This window comes from Pseudonocardia sp. ICBG1293 (genome assembly GCF_020131355.1).
Taxonomy (GTDB): Bacteria; Actinomycetota; Actinomycetes; order Mycobacteriales; family Pseudonocardiaceae; genus Pseudonocardia.
In genome coordinates this window covers 495,663-513,904 of sequence record NZ_JAHLEL010000051.1, presented here as the reverse complement: position 1 = coordinate 513,904, position 18,242 = coordinate 495,663, and the positions used below count along the sequence as shown (strand labels likewise).

At 73.3% G+C, this 18,242-nt stretch carries 16 protein-coding genes and 1 pseudogene; 4 read left to right on the top strand and 13 right to left on the bottom strand.

Annotated features, from left to right (window positions below; translation table 11 throughout):
- Nucleotides 1–23: 23 nt before the first annotated feature.
- A complete protein-coding gene (locus KPF47_RS28440; protein ID WP_224391881.1) occupies nucleotides 24–1,082 on the bottom strand; it encodes a ferredoxin reductase in 1,059 nt (352 codons plus the stop codon).
- A gap of 87 nt (nucleotides 1,083–1,169) precedes the next feature.
- Between KPF47_RS28440 and KPF47_RS28435 the strand changes: the two genes are divergently transcribed.
- Nucleotides 1,170–1,970 carry a MerR family transcriptional regulator gene (locus KPF47_RS28435; protein ID WP_224391880.1) on the top strand — a complete coding sequence of 267 codons (801 nt, stop codon included), beginning with the start codon at nucleotides 1,170–1,172 and terminating at the stop codon, nucleotides 1,968–1,970.
- Between the two features lie 51 nt (nucleotides 1,971–2,021).
- Here the strand turns inward: KPF47_RS28435 and dapA are convergent, their stop codons facing one another.
- From dapA to KPF47_RS28390, 9 genes are all read right to left on the bottom strand, one after another.
- On the bottom strand, nucleotides 2,022–2,900 hold the full coding sequence (gene dapA, locus KPF47_RS28430) for a 4-hydroxy-tetrahydrodipicolinate synthase (protein WP_224391879.1): 879 nt from the start codon (nucleotides 2,898–2,900) through the stop codon (nucleotides 2,022–2,024).
- Nucleotides 2,901–2,980: 80 nt separating this feature from the next.
- A complete protein-coding gene (locus KPF47_RS28425; RefSeq protein WP_224391878.1) occupies nucleotides 2,981–3,757 on the bottom strand; it encodes a hypothetical protein in 777 nt (258 codons plus the stop codon).
- 76 nt (nucleotides 3,758–3,833) lie between these two features.
- Nucleotides 3,834–4,358 (bottom strand): GNAT family N-acetyltransferase, encoded by a 525-nt coding sequence (locus tag KPF47_RS28420; RefSeq protein ID WP_224391877.1) that lies wholly within the window; start codon nucleotides 4,356–4,358, stop codon nucleotides 3,834–3,836.
- Entirely contained in the window at nucleotides 4,355–4,765 is a 411-nt protein-coding gene (gene ndk / locus KPF47_RS28415; RefSeq protein WP_224391876.1) for a nucleoside-diphosphate kinase, read from the bottom strand. Before ndk ends, KPF47_RS28420 begins: the two co-directional genes overlap by 4 nt.
- Nucleotides 4,766–4,954: 189 nt before the next feature.
- Complete coding sequence (locus tag KPF47_RS28410; protein WP_224391875.1) at nucleotides 4,955–5,365, bottom strand: DUF4233 domain-containing protein; 411 nt, start codon at nucleotides 5,363–5,365, stop codon at nucleotides 4,955–4,957.
- Nucleotides 5,362–6,759, bottom strand: coding sequence for a folylpolyglutamate synthase/dihydrofolate synthase family protein (locus KPF47_RS28405; protein WP_224391964.1), 1,398 nt, complete (start codon nucleotides 6,757–6,759; stop codon nucleotides 5,362–5,364). Before KPF47_RS28405 ends, KPF47_RS28410 begins: the two co-directional genes overlap by 4 nt.
- Nucleotides 6,760–7,108: 349 nt before the next feature.
- A complete protein-coding gene (locus KPF47_RS28400; protein WP_224391874.1) occupies nucleotides 7,109–9,745 on the bottom strand; it encodes a valine--tRNA ligase in 2,637 nt (878 codons plus the stop codon).
- A 55-nt stretch (nucleotides 9,746–9,800) separates the two neighbouring features.
- Nucleotides 9,801–11,144 carry an acetamidase/formamidase family protein gene (locus KPF47_RS28395; protein ID WP_224391873.1) on the bottom strand — a complete coding sequence of 448 codons (1,344 nt, stop codon included), beginning with the start codon at nucleotides 11,142–11,144 and terminating at the stop codon, nucleotides 9,801–9,803.
- 45 nt (nucleotides 11,145–11,189) lie between these two features.
- Nucleotides 11,190–11,894: a hypothetical protein gene (locus tag KPF47_RS28390; protein ID WP_224391872.1), complete on the bottom strand. Its 705-nt coding sequence runs from the start codon at nucleotides 11,892–11,894 to the stop codon at nucleotides 11,190–11,192.
- Between KPF47_RS28390 and KPF47_RS28385 the strand changes: the two genes are divergently transcribed.
- Nucleotides 11,893–12,315 carry a PPOX class F420-dependent oxidoreductase gene (locus KPF47_RS28385; protein ID WP_224391871.1) on the top strand — a complete coding sequence of 141 codons (423 nt, stop codon included), beginning with the start codon at nucleotides 11,893–11,895 and terminating at the stop codon, nucleotides 12,313–12,315. The genes KPF47_RS28390 and KPF47_RS28385 overlap by 2 nt on opposite strands.
- A 97-nt stretch (nucleotides 12,316–12,412) precedes the next feature.
- Nucleotides 12,413–13,552: pseudogene (locus tag KPF47_RS28380) on the top strand (MFS transporter); the annotation flags it as partial.
- A 539-nt stretch (nucleotides 13,553–14,091) separates the two neighbouring features.
- Here the strand turns inward: KPF47_RS28380 and KPF47_RS28375 are convergent.
- From KPF47_RS28375 to KPF47_RS28365, 3 genes are all read right to left on the bottom strand, one after another.
- Nucleotides 14,092–15,636: an alkaline phosphatase gene (locus tag KPF47_RS28375; protein WP_224391870.1), complete on the bottom strand. Its 1,545-nt coding sequence runs from the start codon at nucleotides 15,634–15,636 to the stop codon at nucleotides 14,092–14,094.
- Nucleotides 15,637–15,702: 66 nt separating this feature from the next.
- Nucleotides 15,703–15,849, bottom strand: a complete 147-nt coding sequence (locus KPF47_RS28370) for a hypothetical protein (protein WP_162557699.1) — start codon at nucleotides 15,847–15,849, stop codon at nucleotides 15,703–15,705.
- Complete coding sequence (locus KPF47_RS28365; RefSeq protein WP_224391869.1) at nucleotides 15,846–17,234, bottom strand: OFA family MFS transporter; 1,389 nt, start codon at nucleotides 17,232–17,234, stop codon at nucleotides 15,846–15,848. The genes KPF47_RS28370 and KPF47_RS28365 overlap by 4 nt, the downstream gene beginning before the upstream one ends.
- Before the next feature lie 150 nt (nucleotides 17,235–17,384).
- On the opposite strand from KPF47_RS28365, the gene KPF47_RS28360 reads away from it, so the two are divergent.
- A complete protein-coding gene (locus tag KPF47_RS28360; RefSeq protein ID WP_224386276.1) occupies nucleotides 17,385–18,227 on the top strand; it encodes an IS5 family transposase in 843 nt (280 codons plus the stop codon).
- The last annotated feature ends 15 nt before the right edge of the window (nucleotides 18,228–18,242 follow it).

The following is an 18,242-nucleotide window of genomic DNA, read 5'->3' as shown; positions in this document are numbered from 1 at the left end:
CTCCTTCGGTCGGAGCGGAACGATCAGGGAAGGTCGATGCGGGCGGGCCCGCACGCGGAGTTGATGCAGGTCTGGACGAGGTCGCCGGGCTCGCCGTGCGCCTCGCCGGTGCGCAGGTCGCGCACCCGGCCCTCGCGCAGCGGCAGCACGCAGCCGAAGCAGATGCCCATCCGGCAGCCGCTGGGCATGAGCTTCCCGGCCGCCTCCCCGGCCTCGAGGAGGCTCTGGCCGGACGCGACGACGACGTCGTCACCGCCGAGGTCGACGGTGCCCCCGGTCCCCTCGGTGGCGCGGGCCGGCGGGGTGAAGCGCTCGGCCACCACGCCCTCCCAGGCCTCCTCCAGCGCGTCGAGCAGGCCGTCGGGGCCGCAGGCGTACACGGCGCGGTCCGCCCGGTCGGCGACGGTGTCGTCGAGCGTGGCGGGGTCGAGCCGCCCGGAGACGGCGCTGTGGCGCAGCACGACCCGCAGCGACGGGTGCCGCGCGGCCAGACCGGCCAGCTCGGCCCGGAAGATCGTGTCCTCCGGCGTGCGGGCCCCGTGCACCAGCACCACGTCGGGCATCGTCGCGGCGCGGTCGAGGGTGCGCAGCATGCTCATCACCGGGGTGATCCCGCTGCCCGCGGTGACGAACAGCAGCTTCTCCGGGAGCGGGTCGGGCAGGGTGAACCCGCCGGCGGCCTGCTCCAGCTCGACGATCGTGCCGATCGGCAGGTCGCGGACCAGGGTGGGCGACACCGCGCCACCGTCGACCTCCTGCACGGTCACCGTGAGGTGCTCGGCGTCCTCCGGGGAGGTGAGCGAGTAGCTGCGGGTGAGCCGGACACCGTCCACCTCGACACCGACGCCGAGGTACTGACCCGCGCGGTGACCGGCCCAGGCGTGCCCGGGCTCGATGGTCACGGAGACGGCGCGGCCGGTCTCCCGACGACGGGCGACGACCCGGCCGCGCAGCGACGTCGTCGACCAGAGCGGGTCGACCAGCCTCAGGAAGTCCTCGGGCAGCAGCGGCGTCGTGAGGGCGCTCGCGGCGGCCAGCAGGCCCCGGCGCCGCGAGGTCGTGCCAGGAGCGGATCGGAACATGACATGGACTGTGCACGGTTCGATGTCACATAGCAAGCGGGGCGACTCAGATTCTGTGTCACATGTCGGCCTGTTATCGTCCGTGTCATGGTCGAGGACCCGGAGCCGGCGGACTGGCGCACCATCGACGAGCTGGCGCGGTCCAGCGGCGTCACGGTCCGCAACATCCGCGCCTACCAGTCCCGCGGGCTGCTGCCCCCGCCGCAGGTCAGGGCCCGTACCGGCTACTACGGTCCCGGTCACGCGGCGCGTCTGGAGCTGATCCAGGACCTGCAGGACGAAGGCGTCAAGCTCGATACGATCAAGAAGCTGCTCGACACCACCGGCGGCTCCACCGAGCAGGTCGTGCAGTTCATCCGGACCGTCCGCGCGCTGTTCGCGCCCGAGGACCGGCAGATCGTGCACCTCGCGGAGCTCGCCGAGCGCTACGAGAACACCGACGTCGGCATCGCCAAGCGGGGCGTCAAGATGGGCCTGCTGCGCGAGCTCGGCGACGACACCTACGAGGAGATCAGCCCGCGGCTGATGAACGCCGCCGCCGAGCTGACCGGCCTCGGCATCCCGATCACCCGCTCGCTCGACGTCGTGGAGCAGCTGCGCAAGCACGCCGACGCCGTCGCCAAGCTCTACATCGACCTGTTCCTCGGCGAGATCTGGCAGCCCTTCGACGCCGAGGGCCGTCCCGACGACCAGTGGCCGCGCGTCTACGAGACGATCGAGCGGATGCGCCGCATCTCCGGCGAGGTCATGATCGCCGTCCTGGAGCTGGCCGTGGCCGAGCGGGTCGACGTCACCTTCGGCCGCGACATCGTGCGCAACGTGAAGACCACGAGCGCGGGACCGACCGTGGCCCCGGCCGGTGGCCGGGACGGGTCCGAGTCCTCCTGACGACCGGCGGGACCGGCCGGGTCCCGCGCAACGCCCCGGGGGGCGCGGAGCTCAGGACAGCAGGCCCGCGGCCCGCAGAGCGGCACGGACGTCCTCGTGGTGCCACTCGTCCAACGGCACCAGGGGCAGACGGATCCCGCCGGGCATGAGCCCCAGCTCGGCCAGCGCCCACTTCGCCGGGATCGGATTCGGCTCGGAGAACAGCGCCGCGTGCAGACCCGCGAGGTCGGCGTCGAGTGCGGAGGCGGTCTCGGCGTCGCCGGCGACGGCGGCCTTGCACATGCGGGCCATGGTCTCCGGGGCGACGTTCGCGGTGACCGAGATGTCGCCGTGGAACCCGGCGAGCATCGACGCCCGGGCGGTGCCGTCGTCGCCGGAGTACAGCGCGAAGTCCTCCAGCCCCAGCGCGACCAGCTCCCGGACCCGGTCGAGGTCGCCCTTGGCCTCCTTGAGGCCGACGATGTTCGGGATCTCCGCCAGCCGCGCCACCGTCGACGGCAGCATGTCGCAGGCCGTGCGGCCGGGGACGTTGTAGAGGTACTGCGGGATGTCGACGGTCTCGGCGACCCGCTTGAAGTGCTGGTAGAGGCCCTCCTGCGGAGGCTTGTTGTAGTACGGCGTGACCAGCAGCGCACCGTCGGCGCCCGCCGCCCGCGCCGCGCGGGTCAGGTGGATCGCCTCGTCGGTGGAGTTGGCACCGGTGCCGGCGATGACCGGGACCCGGCCGTTCGCGACCTCGATGGTGCGACGCATGACCTCGGTGTGCTCGAGCACCGACAGCGTCGAGGACTCACCGGTCGTGCCGACCGAGACGATCGCCGCCGTGCCGGCGTCGATCTGTCGCTCGACGAGCTCGCCGAGCGACCTGTGGTCGACCTCGCCGCTGTCGTGCATCGGGGTCACGATCGCGACGATGCTTCCGGTGATCATGCCGGGCCTCCCTGGTACCGCTGCTCCTGCCGGGTGCGACGGTAGCAAGCGCTCCCCCAGGTCCCGGCGGGAGTTTCGGCTCAGCCGAGTGCGAGCCGTGCCGGCTGCACGGACCGCGTGATCCGGCGCACCGCCTGCACCGCGACCGTCCCCGCGGCGACCAGTGCCACGAGGGTGACCGCGATCGGGCGGTCGTTCGCGACGATGCCGAGCAGCGCCCAGCACAGCGCGGCGGCGAAGCCCGCGAACCCGGCCGTCGACCCGACCACCGACAGCGCGACGGCGGTGAGCACGACGAGCAGCAGGATCGCCCCGACCTGCGGGAGCACTCCCTCGCTCGGGAGGCCGACCGCGACCCCGGCGGCCATCAGCCCGAGCACCAGCGCGGCGCAGGACCAGCCCAGGTAGAGGCCCAGCGGCAGCCGCGTGGTCAGCCGTTCGGCCCAGCCGTCGGCGGTCGTGCGCGACAGCCGGCCGTAGACGACGCCGAGCGCGACGACCAGCAGGACCAGCACGACCTCGGCGGTGACGACCATCCGGTTCGTGAACGCGACGATCCACACCGGGTTGAGCACCGCCGTCGCCGCGACCCACCAGCCGATCCGGCGGTGCACCTCCCGGCCCCGCTGGCCGGGCAGCAGCGCGTACCCGGCGTAGACCAGCACTCCCAGGTAGATCGGGCCCCAGATCGCGAACGCCCAGCCCGCCGCCAGCAGCGGGGTGTCGTTGTCCCGCGCCACGGCGCCGACCCCCGACCCCCCGGTCGCCGAGACGAGCACCTGCAGGATCGCCAGGACCGCCACGACGACCCCACGGACCAGGTCCGCGGTCGTCGGGCGCGGGGTGAGCACGGTCATGGCCCACATGGTGGACCGCGCGGACGTCGTCTGCCATCCGGCCGACGGGGGGAATCGATCTTCCCGCGGGCCGCGGTCAGCCGAGCCGCAGGAAGAACAGGTGGACCTCGCGCGAGTCCTCCGCGGACAGCCGTACCCCGTCGGGCAGCCGGCCGTACTCGACGAAGCCGCGCGCGGCGTAGAACGCGGGCAGCGGCGTGCCGCCGCGGGCGCCGAGGGTCAGCATCGCCAGGCCCGTCTCCCGGGCGTGCGCGACGGCCGCGTCCAGCAGCAGCGTCCCGAGGCCGCGCCCCTGCAGGTCCGGGCGGACCATGAGACGCGCCACATCGGCGCGGTGCGCGGCGATGCCGGTGTTCGGCACCAGGAAGATCGTGCCCAGCGGGGCGGTGTCCGCTCCCAGCACGAGCATCCGGGCCGCGCCGGACCGCACCGCACCGACGGTCTCGACCGCCAGCGCCCGGATCTGGTCCGGGTCGGCACCGGGCACGAAGTCCACGGCGCCGCCGGCCTCGGTGACGGCGATCCAGAGGTCGCCGAGCGCGGCGGCGGCGCCGGGGTGGGGGTCGACGACCCGGCGGACGGCCGGGACGTCCGGGGTCACAGGTTCGGGAACCAGAGCTTGATCTCCCGGTCGGCCGACTCCGGGGAGTCCGAGCCGTGCACCAGGTTGGAACCGGTCTCCAGGGCGAGGTCGCCCCGGATGCTGCCCGGGGTGGCCTTCTCGACCGGGTCGGTGCCGCCGGCGATCTGCCGCCAGGCGGCGATGGCGCGGGGACCCTCGACGACCGCGGCCAGGACCGGGCCCGAGGTGATGAAGGTGAGCAGCTCCTCGAAGAAGGGCTTGTCGTCGTGCTCGGCGTAGTGCTGGGCGGCCAGCTCGCGGTCCACCGTGCGCAGGTCGAGGGCGACCAGGTCGAGGCCCTTGCGCTCGATGCGCGAGACGACCTCCCCGACGAGCTTGCGCGCGACGCCGTCGGGCTTGACCAGGACGAGAGTGCGTTCAGTCACGTGCGACAGGGTAGCGACGACCCGATGCGGTCCCGGCACCCACCGTCACCCGTCCGTCCGACGGCCGCCGGTGGACCCCGTCGGCACGGCGACGGTCGCCGGGGAGGTCGCGCGCGACGCCCTCCGGCGCCGCGCCCACCCGGGCGATCCCGGACTCCGAGGGGACCGGAGACGACACCGCGCGGGCGCTCAGTCCTGCTGCTGGGACGGCAGCGTCCCCGCCGCCATCCGCCGGGCGACCTCGCGCCGCATCCACACCAGCACCGCCCAGACGACGATGAACACCGCCGCGATCACCACCAGCGACGGCAGGAACACCAGCGCCGCGACGAGCAGCGCCACCTGCAGCCCCAGCGCCGCGCCGATCCCCCAGGGCCGCCGCTGCACCCCGGACGCCAGGATCATCACGACCGCGATGCCGGCGACCACGCCGAAGCCCAACGCGGTGGAGCCGGTGCCGAACCGCGGCAGCACCAGCAGCGCCAGGAGCACGACGATCGCCTCCAGGATCAGCGTCGCCGCGAACACGCCGCGGGCGCCCCTCATCGGGTCGGTGGGCGGGGGCCGCACACCCTCGGGGACGCCGGGGACCTGGCTCATTCCGGTTCCTTCCCGAACAGCGCACGCGCCTCGCCGACCGTCACGACCGAGCCGGTGACGACCACGCCGACACCGGACCCGCCCGCCTCCTCGGCGATCTCGCGGGCCTGCTCGAGGGCCTCGGCCAGGGACGGCTCGACGCTGACCCGCTCGGACCCGAAGACCTCCGCGGCGAGCGCGCCCAGCTCGTCGGGGTCCATCGCGCGGGGCGAGGAGTTGGTGGTGACGACGACCTCGTGCAGCGCGGGCTGCAGCCCCTCCAGGATGCCGCGGGCGTCCTTGCCCTGCAGTACCCCGATCACGCCGACGAGCCGGGTGAAGCGGAACTCCGCGCCCAGCGCGGTGGCCAGTGCCTGTGCCCCGGCCGGGTTGTGTGCGGCGTCGAGCAGCACGGTCGGGCGGTCCGGGCCGCCCTCGACCGGTTCGAGCCGGCCCGGCGAGCGGACCGAGGCGAACGCGGCGCGGACCGCGTCCGGGTCCAGCGGCTGCGCGGTCCCGGCGCCGACCAGTGCCTCGGCCGCCGCGAGCGCGACGGCGGCGTTCGACGCCTGGTGCTCGCCGTGCAGCGGCAGGAAGACGTCGTCGTAGCGGCCGGACAGCCCCTGCAGCTCCAGGCGCTGGCCACCGACGGCGAGCTCGCGCTCCACCACGCCGAACTCGGCGCCCTCCCGGGCGACCTGCGCGCCGACCTCGGCGCAGCGCTCCAGGAGGATCTCCGCGACCTTCCTGTCCTGGGCGGCGAGGACGGCGACCGAGCCCTCCTTGATGATCCCGGCCTTCTCGCGGGCGATGTCGGTGATGTCGTCGCCGAGGTACTCGGCGTGGTCGAGCCCGACCGGGAGGACCACCGCGACGTCGCCGTCGGCGACGTTGGTGGCGTCCCAGCGCCCGCCGAGCCCGACCTCGATCACCGCGGCCTCGACCGGGGCGTCGGAGAACGCCGCGAAGGCCATCGCGGTGAGCACCTCGAACTTGCTCAGCGCGGGCGCGTCACCGCGTCGTGCGTCGACCAGCTCGACCAGCGGCTCGACCTCGCGGTACGCGGCCACGTAGCGCTCGGGGGTGACCGGGTGGTTGTCCAGGTTGATCCGTTCGGTGGCGCGCTGCAGGTGCGGGCTGGTGTAGCGCCCGGTCCGCAGGCCCACCTCGGTGAGCAGCGCGTCGACCATGCGGGAGGTGGAGGTCTTGCCGTTGGTGCCGGTGAGGTGCACGACCGGGTACCCGCGCTGCGGGTCGCCGAGCGCGTCGCACAGCTCCTGCATGCGCTCCAGGGACGGCTCCATCACCGACTCCGGCCAGCGCCGGTCCAGCGCCGCGTCGACGGCGAGGAACTCGGCGTACCCGGCGACGGTGGACTGCGCCGGGACGACGTCGGGGTCGCCGCTGCCGCGGATCTCGTCCAGGACGGCCGCGATCACCGCCTCCTGCGCGTCCGCCGCCGGGGCGTCGTCGCCGGCGCGCGCGGCGGCGTCCGACCGGTCCTCGCCGTCGGGAACGCCGTCCCCGCCGTGGGCCCCGTCGTCCGGATCGCCGTCGCCGGTGTCGTCGTCCCCGGTGTCGTGCCTGTCGTCCGCGTCGCCGGCCGGGTCCGCCCCGTCGCCCGGGTCCCGGTCGTCGTCCTCGCCGTCGCGGCCGAAGCCGCCCTCGGCCCACCGGTCCCCGCCGTAGGTCGGCGAGTCCTCCTCGGTGAAGTCGTTCCCGAGGTCGTGGCCGTACTCGTCGTTCTTCCTCGCCACGGCGGGATCAGGCCTCCGGGAGCGCGGCGAGCCGCGCGGTGATGCGGTCGATGTCGGCGACGGCGGTCGCGTGCCGGGCACGGATCCCGTCGACGACCTCGGCCGGGGCCTTCTCGGTGAACTTGGGGTTGGTCAGCTTCCTGTCAGCCGCGTCGCGCTCCTTCTCCGCGGCGGCCAGGTCCCGACCGAGCCGGGCGCGCTCGGCGGCGACGTCGATCGCGCCCGAGGTGTCCAGCTCCACGGTGACCGGCCCGCCGGACGTCGTGATCTCGAGGCTCGCGGAGGCGGCGAAGTCGTCACCGGCCGGGTCGAGCCGGTTGAGGAAGCGCAGCGACCGCTCGTGCGCGGCGAGCCCGGCGGTGTCGAGGCCGGTGAGGCGGGCGGCGACGGCCTTGCGGTCGGGCAGCCCCTGCTCGGTGCGGAACCGGCGGACCTCGGTGATGACCTTCTGCGCGTCGGCGACCCGGGCCGCGGCGGCCGCGTCGACCGGCGCGCCGGTGCCCCCGGCCGTCGGCCAGGCCGCGGTCACGACGGTCTCGCCGCCGGTCAGCGCCGTCCACAGCGCCTCGGTGACGAACGGCGCGATCGGGTGCAGCATGCGCAGCAGCGCGTCGAGGACGTGCCCGAGGACCGCCCGGGTGCCCGGCTCGGTGGCCGGGTCGTCGAGCTGGGTCTTGCACAGCTCGACGTACCAGTCGGCCAGCTCGTCCCACGCGAAGTGGTAGAGACCCTCGGTCGCCTTGGCGAACTGGTAGCCGTCGAGGAGCTCGTCGGTCTGCTCGCGGACCTCGGCCAGCCGGCCCAGGATCCAGCGGTCGGTGTCGGTGCGGTCGGCCTCGGCGGGCAGCGGCAGTCCCGCGTCGGCGCCCTTGGCCAGCGCGAACCGGGTGATGTTCCACAGCTTCGTGGTGAAGTTGCGCGACCCGGCGACCCACTCCTCCGACAGCGACATGTCGGTGCCCGGGTTGGAGCCGCGGGCGATGGTGAACCGCAGGGCGTCCGCGCCGTAGGAGTCGATCAGCGCGAGCGGGTCGATGACGTTGCCCTTGGACTTCGACATCTTCTTGCCGTGCTCGTCGCGGATGAGCCCGTGCAGGTAGACGTCCCGGAAGGGCGCCTTCCCCATCACGTAGGTACCGAACATCATCATCCGGACGACCCAGAAGAACAGGATGTCGTAGCCGGTGACCAGGACCGAGTTCGGGTAGTAGCGCTCCAGGTCCGGTGTCTCGTCCGGCCAGCCCAGCGTGGAGAACGGCCAGAGCCCGGAGGAGAACCAGGTGTCGAGGACGTCCGGGTCCTGGCGCCAGCCCTCGCCCGAGGGCGGCTGCTCGTCCGGTCCGACGCAGACGACCTCACCGGCCGGGCCGTACCAGACCGGGATGCGGTGGCCCCACCACAGCTGCCGGCTGATCGTCCAGTCGTGCATGTTGTCGACCCAGTCGAAGTACCGCTTGGCCTGCTCCTTCGGGTGCAGGACGGTCTCGCCGGAGCGGACCGCGTCGCCCGCGGACCGGGCGAGCGGCTCGACCTTCACGAACCACTGCAGGCTCAGCCGCGGCTCGATCGGGACCCCGGTGCGCGAGTCGTGCCCGACCGAGTGCAGGTAGGGCCGCTTCTCGGCGACGATCCGGCCCTGGGCGCGCAGCTCCTCGCGGATCGCGACGCGCGCCTCGAACCGGTCCATGCCGTCGAAGCGGGTGCCGGTCCCGGCGATGGTGCCGGCCTCGTCCATGATCGTCGGCATCGGCAGGTCGTGCCGGCGGCCCAGCTCGAAGTCGTTCGGGTCGTGCGCCGGGGTGATCTTGACGGCGCCGGAGCCGAACTCGGGGTCGACGTAGTCGTCGGCGACGACCGGGATCCGCCGGCCGGTGATCGGCATCTCGACCTCGGTGCCGACCAGGTGCGCGTAGCGCGTGTCGTCCGGGTGGACCGCGATCGCGGTGTCGCCCAGCATCGTCTCGACCCGGGTGGTGGCGACGACGAGCGAGGCGTCCCCGTCGCCGTAGCGCATGGAGACCAGCTCGCCCTCGGTCTCGACGTGGTCGACCTCGATGTCGGAGATCGCCGAGCGCAGCGCCGGGGACCAGTTGACCAGGCGCTCGGCCCGGTAGATCAGCCCGTCGTCGAACATCTTCTTGAAGACGGTGGCGACCGCGCGGGACAGGCCCTCGTCGAGGGTGAAGCGCTCGCGCGACCAGTCGACGCCGTCGCCCAGGCGCTCCATCTGCCCGAGGATCGAGCCGCCGGACTCGGCCTTCCACTGCCAGACCTTCTCCACGAAGGCCGCACGGCCGATCGCGTGCCGGTCCGGCTCGCCCGCGGCCGCCATCCGCCGCTCGACGACCGACTGGGTCGCGATCCCGGCGTGGTCCATGCCGGGCAGCCACAGCGCGTCCCGGCCCTGCATGCGGGCACGGCGGGTCAGCACGTCGATGAGCGTGTGGTCCATCGCGTGGCCCAGGTGCAGGCTGCCGGTGACGTTCGGCGGCGGGATGACGATGCAGAACGGGTCCTTGCCCGACGACGGGTCGGCCCGGAAGTACCCGGCGTCGACCCAGCGGCGGTACATGTCGCCCTCTACCTCGCCCGGGGTCCACTTGGCGGGCAGGTCGGCCGTACGCGCTGACAGGGTCTCGGTCACATGTCAAGTCTACGAGTCGACACCGACACGATTCCCGGCCCCCGGACCGTCGCGCTCAGGACCGGAAGTGCGCCTTCGGGATGACCCCGTGCACGCCGACGGTCCGGTCCACCACCTGCGAGACCGCGAAGTCGGCGGCCGCGGAGAGGTAGGCGTAGGCGGTCGCCCGGTCCATCCCCCGGTCGTCCTGCAGGAAGTCGAGCGCGTTGACCACGGCGCGGCGCATCGCGACGTCGAGGTCGGTCCCCTGGCCGCCGATGCTCCCGTCCGGGTCGGAGAGCCCGATCGGCACCCAGGCGTCCGGGGTCTCGCCGAACGGGTAGCCGAAGGCCACCGAGGGAGCCGTCCCCTCCCCCGGCCGGCACACGGTGAGCCGGAACGTGGCGCGCAGCGAGCCCTCCAGTGCGGTCAGCGCGACCTCCCCGTCGCCCATCGCCAGGTGCGGGTCCCCGACGTGGAACAGTGCCCCCTCCGCGCGGACCGGCAGGTAGAACGCCGAGTCCGGGCCGAGCAGCCGGATGTCGATGTTGCCACCGCCCAGGGTCGGCGGGATCGAGTTCAGCTCCGGGGCGTTCTCCGCGTCGGCCGCGGCGTGGGCCACCCCCATGGTGCCCATGAACGGGCGCAGCCCGAACGACACCTCCTGGCCCTCGCCGAACGCCAGGTAGGCCTCCGGGCCGTCCGCGCCGTCGCGGACGGCGGTGAAGACCGAGACGTTGCCGTAGCGCTCGGGGTCGCCGGTGGCGCGCCCGTCGGCGGCCGGGGGCGGCATCACCTCGTCGAGGGTGATCCCCGCGGGCGGCGCGCCGGACGCGGTGCGCCCGAGCGCCCCCTTCCCGTGCCTGCTGGAGACGACGCCGTAGGGCACCCGGGGCACCGCGGACAGGGTCTCCACCTTCAGCACGTCGCCGGGGCGCGCGCCCTCGACGAACACCGGGCCGGTGATGACGTGCGGACCGTCGGCGTCGAAGTCGCGCGGGGTGCGGCGGTAGTCCCTGGCGACCGCGACGGCGTCGGAGAGCACGCCGTCGGCCGCGACCCCGTGGCGCCCGAACCACGCGACCGGGTCCCGGCCCTGGTCCTCCAGGATGCCCTCGTGGGAGACCGTGTCGATGGTGACCGTCTGCCCGGACCGCATGGTGAGCACCGGGGCGGCCCCGATCGCCGGGACGTAGCCCCAGCGCACGTCGGCCGGGTCGGATCCCAGGTAGTGGTCGCCGGGGATGTCGCCCGTGCCGGGCTGCAGCGGCCCGTCCGGCAGCGTCGTCGCGGCGGTCACGGGAGCGGCCGACGCGCCGCAGCCGGCCAGACCTCCGGCGGCGGTGACGGCGGCGGCCGCGCGGAGGAAGTCGCGCCGGCCGAGCGCGGCGAGCAGCGGACGGGGATCGGGGGGAGCCATGCCCCCACCCTCGCCCGCGTCCGTTACGTCCGGATCACCGCTCGTTTACGCCCGGCCCGCGGGCAGCAGCAGGGCCCACGGCCGCGGCCATCCCAGCACCCCTGCGACGGCCGCCGGATCGCCCCGCCGCAGCAGGACCAGGTCGAGGACCCGGACCCGACCGGAGCCGGGCTCGTAGACGCGCCACCGGCCGTCCTCGTCGGCGCCCAGGACCAGCACCCAGTGCCGTGGCAGCCACCGGGACCCCACCAGCAGCGGGACCGGGCCCGGGGCGGCGGGCACCGCGGCGAGCGCGTCGCGGGTCGCCGGGCGCACCCGGAACGGCCCCGCGGCGGGCGCGTGCCGGCGCAGCCATGCCCGCGTCCCCCACGGCGTCGTCCCCAGGGCGCGGGGCCAGAGCCGGTTGGCCTGCCGGTGCGCGGTGCGCTGGGCGGCGGCGAACCGGCCCGCCACCGCACCGGGCCACCCCGAGCCGGCCAGCACCGCGGTCACCACCAGCACCGACGGTCCGCACGTGACGCCGTCGACCTGGCGGCCGAGGAGGGTCCCGGGAGTGAGCTCGTCCATGCCGCCACCCTCCCCCGCGGCGGGCGGCGCGGCACCGCGGGGCGGTCGGGCATCGGGGCGGTCGGGCAGCCCACGGCGGCGCCGGCCGCCGGTGTCCCGGGCGTGGTCACCGCCGGCCCGGGCCGGGGCCGACACGGTGCGCTCCGGGTGGTCGTCCGGTCCCCGGCCTAGGCTCGTCGGCATGCCCGTTCTCACACCCGAGGTCGTCGAGTTCCTCAACCACGGCACCCGCACCGGAATGCTCGGCTGGACGGCGAAGGACGGGCGCCCGCTCGTCGCGCCGATCTGGTTCCTCGTCGAGGACGACACGATCGTCTTCGACACCGGGGCGGACACCGCGAAGGGACGGGCGATCCTGCGCGACCCGCGCGTCGTCCTCACCGCCGACCTGCCCGAGCCGCCGTACGCCTTCGTGCAGGTGCAGGGCGTCGCCGAGACCAGCACCGACCCCGACGAGCTGCTGCGCACCGCGACCGCGCTCGGCGGCCGGTACATGGGTGCCGACCGGGCCGAGGAGTTCGGGCGGCGCAACGGTGTCCCCGGCGAGCTCGTCGTCCGGATCCGCCCGACGAAGGTGGTCGCGCACCTCGACATGACGGCCTGACCGGTTGACCTGAAGCCCGGTTCACCGTCCACCGTCCGCGGCGGGCGATGAGTTCGGCCGCCGGCGCCGGTCCGTCCCCGGGAGAGGACGGTGGACCATGGCTCGGCTGGATCTGCGGCACGGCACGCAACGGGTCTTCGCGCACCTGCTGGTGAGCACCCTGGTGGTGTCGGTCGTCAACTTCACGGTGTGGTTCGCCGTGACCTTCTGGGTGTTCCTGGAGACGGGGTCGGTCGCGGCGACCGGGATCATCGCCGGGATCTTCCTGGTGGCGACGGCGCTGACCGGGATCCCGTTCGGCGGGGTCGTCGACCGGTTCGGCAAGCGGGCGGTCATGCAGGTCTCGGCCGCGGTGTCCGCGCTGGTCTACGCCCTGTGCCTGGTCCTGCTGCTGCTCGCGCCGGCCGAGGGGTTCCGCGACCCGACGAGCCCGCTGCTGTGGACGCTGGTGGTCGCCCTGATGCTCGGGGTCATCGCCGGGAACCTGCGCACGATCGCGCTGCCGACGCTGGTCACCCTGCTCGTCCCGGCCGCCGTGCGGGACCGGGCGAACGGGCTGGTCGGCACCGCGACCGGGGTGAGCTTCCTGGTGACGTCGGTGGCGTCCGGGCTGCTCGTCGCCGTCGACGGGATGCGCACGGTGCTCGTCGCCGCCCTCGCCGTGCTGGTCGTGTCGCTGGTGCACCTGTCCCGGGTCCGCATCCCGGAGCTCCCCGCCCGTGTCCCGGAGCTCCCCGCCCCGACCGGCCCGGCCGACACACCCACCGGTCCCGCGACGGGCGACCGGGGCGGTCTCGACCTGCGCGGCACCGTCCGGCTCGTCGCGTCGGTGCCCGGGCTGCCGGCGCTGATCGTGTTCTCCTGCGTGAACAACCTGCTCGGCGGGGCGTTCATGGCGTTGATGGACCCCTACGGCCTGTCGATGATGTCGGTCGCGGCGTGGGGCCTGCTGTGGGGCGTGCTGTCCGCCGGGGTGATCGTCGGAGGGCTGCTGGTGGCCCGGATCGGGCTGGGGAGCCGCCCCGTCCGGACCCTGTTGCTGGTCAACGCCGTCCTCTGGGCCTCGACGATGCTGTTCCCGCTGCAGGCCTCGATCCTGCTGCTCACCCTGGGCATGGCGGTGTTCATGCTGCTGATGCCGTTCGCCGAGGCCGCGGAGCAGACCGTGCTGCAGCGGGTCGTGCCCTACGAGCGACAGGGCAGGGTCTTCGGGTTCGCGCAGAGCGTGGAGCAGGCAGCGTCGCCGCTGACCGCGTTCCTGCTGGCGCCGTTCACCGAGCTGGTGGTGGTTGCCGTTCATGAGCGACGGCGGTGCCGGTGCGGCGGCGATCGGGTCCTGGTTCGGCACCGGCACCGCCCGCGCGATCGCCCTGGTCTTCGTGGTCTGCGGCGCCCTGGGTGTGGTGCTGACCCTCGGCGCCCTCGCGAGCCGCCCGTACCGTCGTCTGTCCGCCGCCTACACCGCCGCGCCCGCCACGGATCCGGACACCACGTCCGACACCACCTCGGACAGCGGTGCCCGCGCGGCCGGGGCACCGGCCACCCCGGTCGCGGTCCCGACGGCCCCGGCCGTCCTGGCCGCGACGACCACCGTCCCCGCACCCACCGTCGCGGAGCGGCGCCCCACGGACCCGGACGCCGCCCCTCCGGCGTGACCCCACCGCCGCCCGTCGCAGTCCCACGGCCACACCCCCTGGCCGGCGTCCACACCCGTTGCACCGGGTGTGGGCGCCCCACCGGGAGTGTGGACGCGGCCGTCGCCCGCGGCGGGGAGCGTCAGGTCCGGCGGAGCGTGGTCGTCCAGAGGGACGTCCCGGCCTGGTCGCGCAGGTGGACCTCCAACGTCGTCCCGTCGGGGGCGACGTCGAGCTCGCCGAAGTGCTGGAAACCCTCCAGCGGGCTCGCGCCCTGCCTCGACGGGCCGCGGACGAACTCCGCGCGCGGTCCGAAGGTGGGGTCGAGCGGGTTCGGACCGAAGGACCCGGCGTGCAGCGGGCCGGACACGAACTCCCAGAACGGGTCGAAGTCGGTGAACGCGGCGCGCTCGGGGGCGTAGTGGTGCGCGGCGGTGTAGTGCACGTCGGCGGTCACCCAGACGACGTTGCGGACCCGTCGTCTGCGGATCCCGGCGAGCACCCCGGCGATCTCGGACTCCCGCCCGCTCGGCGGACCGGGCACCCCGTTGGCGACGGCCTCCCAGGCGGTGTCACCGTCGGGTACCAGCACCCCGATCGGCATGTCCGAGGCGACGATCTTCCAGGTCGCCCGGGACGACGCCAGCGCGTCGACGAGCCAGCGGGCCTGGCGCTCGCCCAGGATCCGCTCCCCGCGGCCGGTGTTGGCGGAGTTCGCACTCCGGTAGCTGCGCATGTCCAGCACGAACACCTCGACGTGCGGGCCGAACGGCACCCGGCGGTACACCCGACCGTCGACGGCGGTGCCCGGGTCGACCGGCTGCCACTCGTGGAACGCGCGGAAACCGCGGGCCGCGAGCACGTCCACCCGCTTCTCGGTGTAGCGCTCGCCCACCTCGCCGGTGAGGACCTCCCCCGGGTACCAGTTGTTCGTGACCTCGTGGTCGTCCCACTGCACGACCTGTCCGACCGAGGCCGCGAACCGCCGCAGGTTGTCGTCGCGCAGGTTGTAGGCGAACTGGCCGCGGAACTCGGTCAGGGTCTCGGCGACCTTCGCCTTCTCCGGGGTCATCTCGTTGCGCCACACCCGGCCGTCGGGGAGCGTGACGCTCTCGGTGAGCGGGCCGTCGGCGTAGACGGTGTCGCCGGAGTGCAGGAACAGGTCGGGGTCGCGGTCGGCCATCGCGGAGAAGATGCGCATCCCGCCGGTGGCACGGTCGATGCCCCAGCCCTGGCCGACGACGTCGCCGGACCACTGGATGCGCACGGGCTCCCCGCGCCCCGGGACTGCCCGGAAGGAGCCGGTCAGCGGGGCGCTCGCCGGGCCGCCGTCGAGCGGCTCCGCGACGACGCGGTAGTGCACCCGCCCCCGCGCCGCCGGGACCCGCAGCCTCCCGGTGAGGTCGGTGGCCGGGGTGAGGACCGGACCGGGGATGCGGAGCGGGCGCCGGAAGTCCGGCGAGTCCGCGACCTCCACGACCATCCGCGACGGCCGGTCGGCGCGTGTCCACACCAGACCCGACCCGGGCCGGACGTCCCCGGCCTGCACCCCGTGGGTCAGGACGGGCCGCCCCGAGCGGACGAGTGCGGGCGCGGCGAGTGCGGTGCCGGGCAGGGCCAGTGCCGCGGCGCCGGCGAGACCGCCGGCGGCCGCAGTGCGGAACAGGGAGCGTCGGGATACAGCCACGCCCGCCGTTCTAACCCGGACGGGTGAGGACGAACCGGACCGTCCGGGTGAACGGCGGGCGAAGACTCAGCCGAACAGTGCCGGGATCTTCAGCACCAGCTCGTACAGGCCGTAGGCGAACGGGACACCGACCCAGAGCCACGCCAGGACGGCACCGATCCACTGCACCGGCCCCCAGGTCGAGGACCCACCGGTCTCGGCAACGCTGCTCACGCGGTCTCCTTCTGCTGTGTGGAGCCCTGGGCGGCCGCCGCCGCGGTGGGCTCGTGGAACTTCCCGTCGACCGGCTTGATCAGCTCGTTGCACACGAACGCGATGACCAGCAGCACGATCATGATGATGAACGCCGTCGTGTACCGGGCGGGTCCCTCGACGCCGGCGTCGATCCGCGCGTCCGCGATCGCGTTGACGATCAGCGGGCCGAGGACACCCGCGGTGGACCACGCCGTCAGCAGACGGCCGTGGATCGCACCGACCTGGTAGGTGCCGAACAGGTCCCGCAGGTACGCGGGCACGGTGGCGAACCCGGCGCCGTAGAAGGACAGGATCAGCACCGCGGCGACGATGAACAGCGCCCGCGACTGGTTCGGGATCAGCGTGATCAGCAGGTACAGCAGCGCACCGACGCCGAGGTAGATGCGATACATGTTCTTGCGGCCCAGCACGTCCGACAGCGACGACCAGGCGATGCGCCCGGCCGAGTTCGCCAGCGACAGGATCGCGACGAACCCGCCCGCCGCGGCGGCGAGGGTGGCTGTCGCACCGTTCTCGGCGAAGAAGTCCTGGAAGATCGGCGAGGCCCGCTCCAGGATGCCGATGCCCGCGGTGACGTTGAAGCACAGCACGACCCACAGCAGCCAGAACTGCGGCGTGCGGATCGCGTTGTTCGCCGAGACGTTGCCGGTCGAGATCATCCCGCTCTTCTTGGCCGTCGACGGGTCCCAGCCCGGCGGCGTCCAGCCCTCGGCAGGCACCCGGATGAGGATCCAGCCGACCGACATGAAGACCAGGTAGATCAGACCCATCGTCAGGAACGTGGATCCGATGCCCGCCGAGGTGGCGTCCTCGCCGGAGCCGCCGAACGCCGACAGCAGCGAGTTCGTCAGCGGGGTCGCGATGAGCGCGCCGCCACCGAAGCCCATGATCGCCAGACCGGTGGACAGACCCGGACGGTCCGGGAACCACTTGATCAGCGTCGAGACCGGCGAGATGTAGCCGATGCCCAGCCCGATGCCGCCGACGAAGCCGTAGCCCAGCACGACCAGCCAGTACTGCTCGGCGTAGAGGCCGAGGCCGGAGATGAGGAACCCGGCGACGAAGCAGCTCGACGCGACGACCATCGCCCAGCGCGGGCCGTTGCTGTCGACCTTCGTGCCGAACAGCGCCGAGGACAGGCCCAGCATGATGATGCCCAGTGTGAACGGCAGCGCCGTCGCGACACCCGACAGGTCGAGTGCGGTCGCCAGCGGGGTCTTGAAGACGCTCCAGGCGTACACCTGGCCGATCGCCAGATGGATGGACAGCGCGGCCGGTGGGACGAGCCAACGGCTCCATCCGGGTGGAGCGACGATACGCTCCCGCGTGAGAAATCCGGACATGTCGCCCCTCCGTCGTATGTTGACGGAGCAACGCTAAGAGGTCGCGCGGATTGGTCACAGCTTGGCCGCGGTCGAGTGTCTGGGGGCGAGGGCGGGTACGGGCCTGCCGATCATGAAGTTATCTACGCTTCGTGATCGTCTGGAGGCCGCGTGCCCACCCTGCCATCATGGCTGACCGAGCCGTTGTGGGACCAGTTCACCGCGCTGCTGCCTCATCGAGACGAGTTCGATCCCACCCATCCGCTGGGCTGCCATCGCCGCCGGATCGCGGATCGGATCGTGTTCGACAAGCTCCTGCAGGTACTGCGGTTCGGCTGCTCGTATGAGGGCATCGCTGACAGCACCTGCTCGGCGACCACCATCCGCGATCGTCGTGACGAGTGGATCAGGCTCGGGGTCTTCGCCCAGCTGCGTCGGATCGTCCTGGACGCCTACGACCGCATCGTCGGTCTGCTGCTGCACGACATCGCCGTCGATGGCGCCATCACCAAGGCCCCCGGCGGCGGCGAGGTCGCCGGTCCGTCGCCGGTGGACCGGCGCAAACAGGGTATGAAACGTTCGGTGCTCGTCGAGGGATACGGCATCCCGCTGGGCCGAGTCCTGGCCGGAGCCAACCGGCACGACTCCCCGCTACTGGGCCCCACCCTCGACCGCCTCGATGCTCTCGGCCCGCTGCCCGACGACATCACCGTGCACCTCGACGCCGGCTATGACTCCGGCAAGACCCGCGACACGCTGGCCGAACGAGGCCTGCACGGCGAGATCGCGCACAAGGGTGAGAAAGCGCCGATCCAGGCCACCCGCCGCTGGCACGTCGAGCGGACCAACGCTTGGCACAACAGCTTCAACCGGCTGCAGCGCTGCTACGAACGACGAGAAATCGTCGTCGACGCGTTCTTCGACCTCGCCGACACGATCGTCACACTCCGTAGCTTGATTCGGCAGGCCTGGACCACACACCGCTGGAACGCCCGACCTGCACGACGTCCATGATCACCAACCAATCCG

What these genes read in the sequence shown, in the direction of transcription:
- KPF47_RS28440 (WP_224391881.1), bottom strand. Translation starts at nt 1,082, where the DNA reads ATGTTCCGATCCGCTCCTGGCACGACCTCGCGGCGCCGGGGCCTGCTG.
- KPF47_RS28435 (WP_224391880.1), top strand. Translation starts at nt 1,170, where the DNA reads ATGGTCGAGGACCCGGAGCCGGCGGACTGGCGCACCATCGACGAGCTG.
- dapA (WP_224391879.1), bottom strand. Translation starts at nt 2,900, where the DNA reads ATGATCACCGGAAGCATCGTCGCGATCGTGACCCCGATGCACGACAGC.
- KPF47_RS28425 (WP_224391878.1), bottom strand. Translation starts at nt 3,757, where the DNA reads ATGACCGTGCTCACCCCGCGCCCGACGACCGCGGACCTGGTCCGTGGG.
- KPF47_RS28410 (WP_224391875.1), bottom strand. Translation starts at nt 5,365, where the DNA reads ATGAGCCAGGTCCCCGGCGTCCCCGAGGGTGTGCGGCCCCCGCCCACC.
- KPF47_RS28395 (WP_224391873.1), bottom strand. Translation starts at nt 11,144, where the DNA reads ATGGCTCCCCCCGATCCCCGTCCGCTGCTCGCCGCGCTCGGCCGGCGC.
- KPF47_RS28385 (WP_224391871.1), top strand. Translation starts at nt 11,893, where the DNA reads ATGCCCGTTCTCACACCCGAGGTCGTCGAGTTCCTCAACCACGGCACC.
- KPF47_RS28390 (WP_224391872.1), bottom strand. Translation starts at nt 11,894, where the DNA reads ATGCCGACGAGCCTAGGCCGGGGACCGGACGACCACCCGGAGCGCACC.
- KPF47_RS28365 (WP_224391869.1), bottom strand. Translation starts at nt 17,234, where the DNA reads ATGTCCGGATTTCTCACGCGGGAGCGTATCGTCGCTCCACCCGGATGG.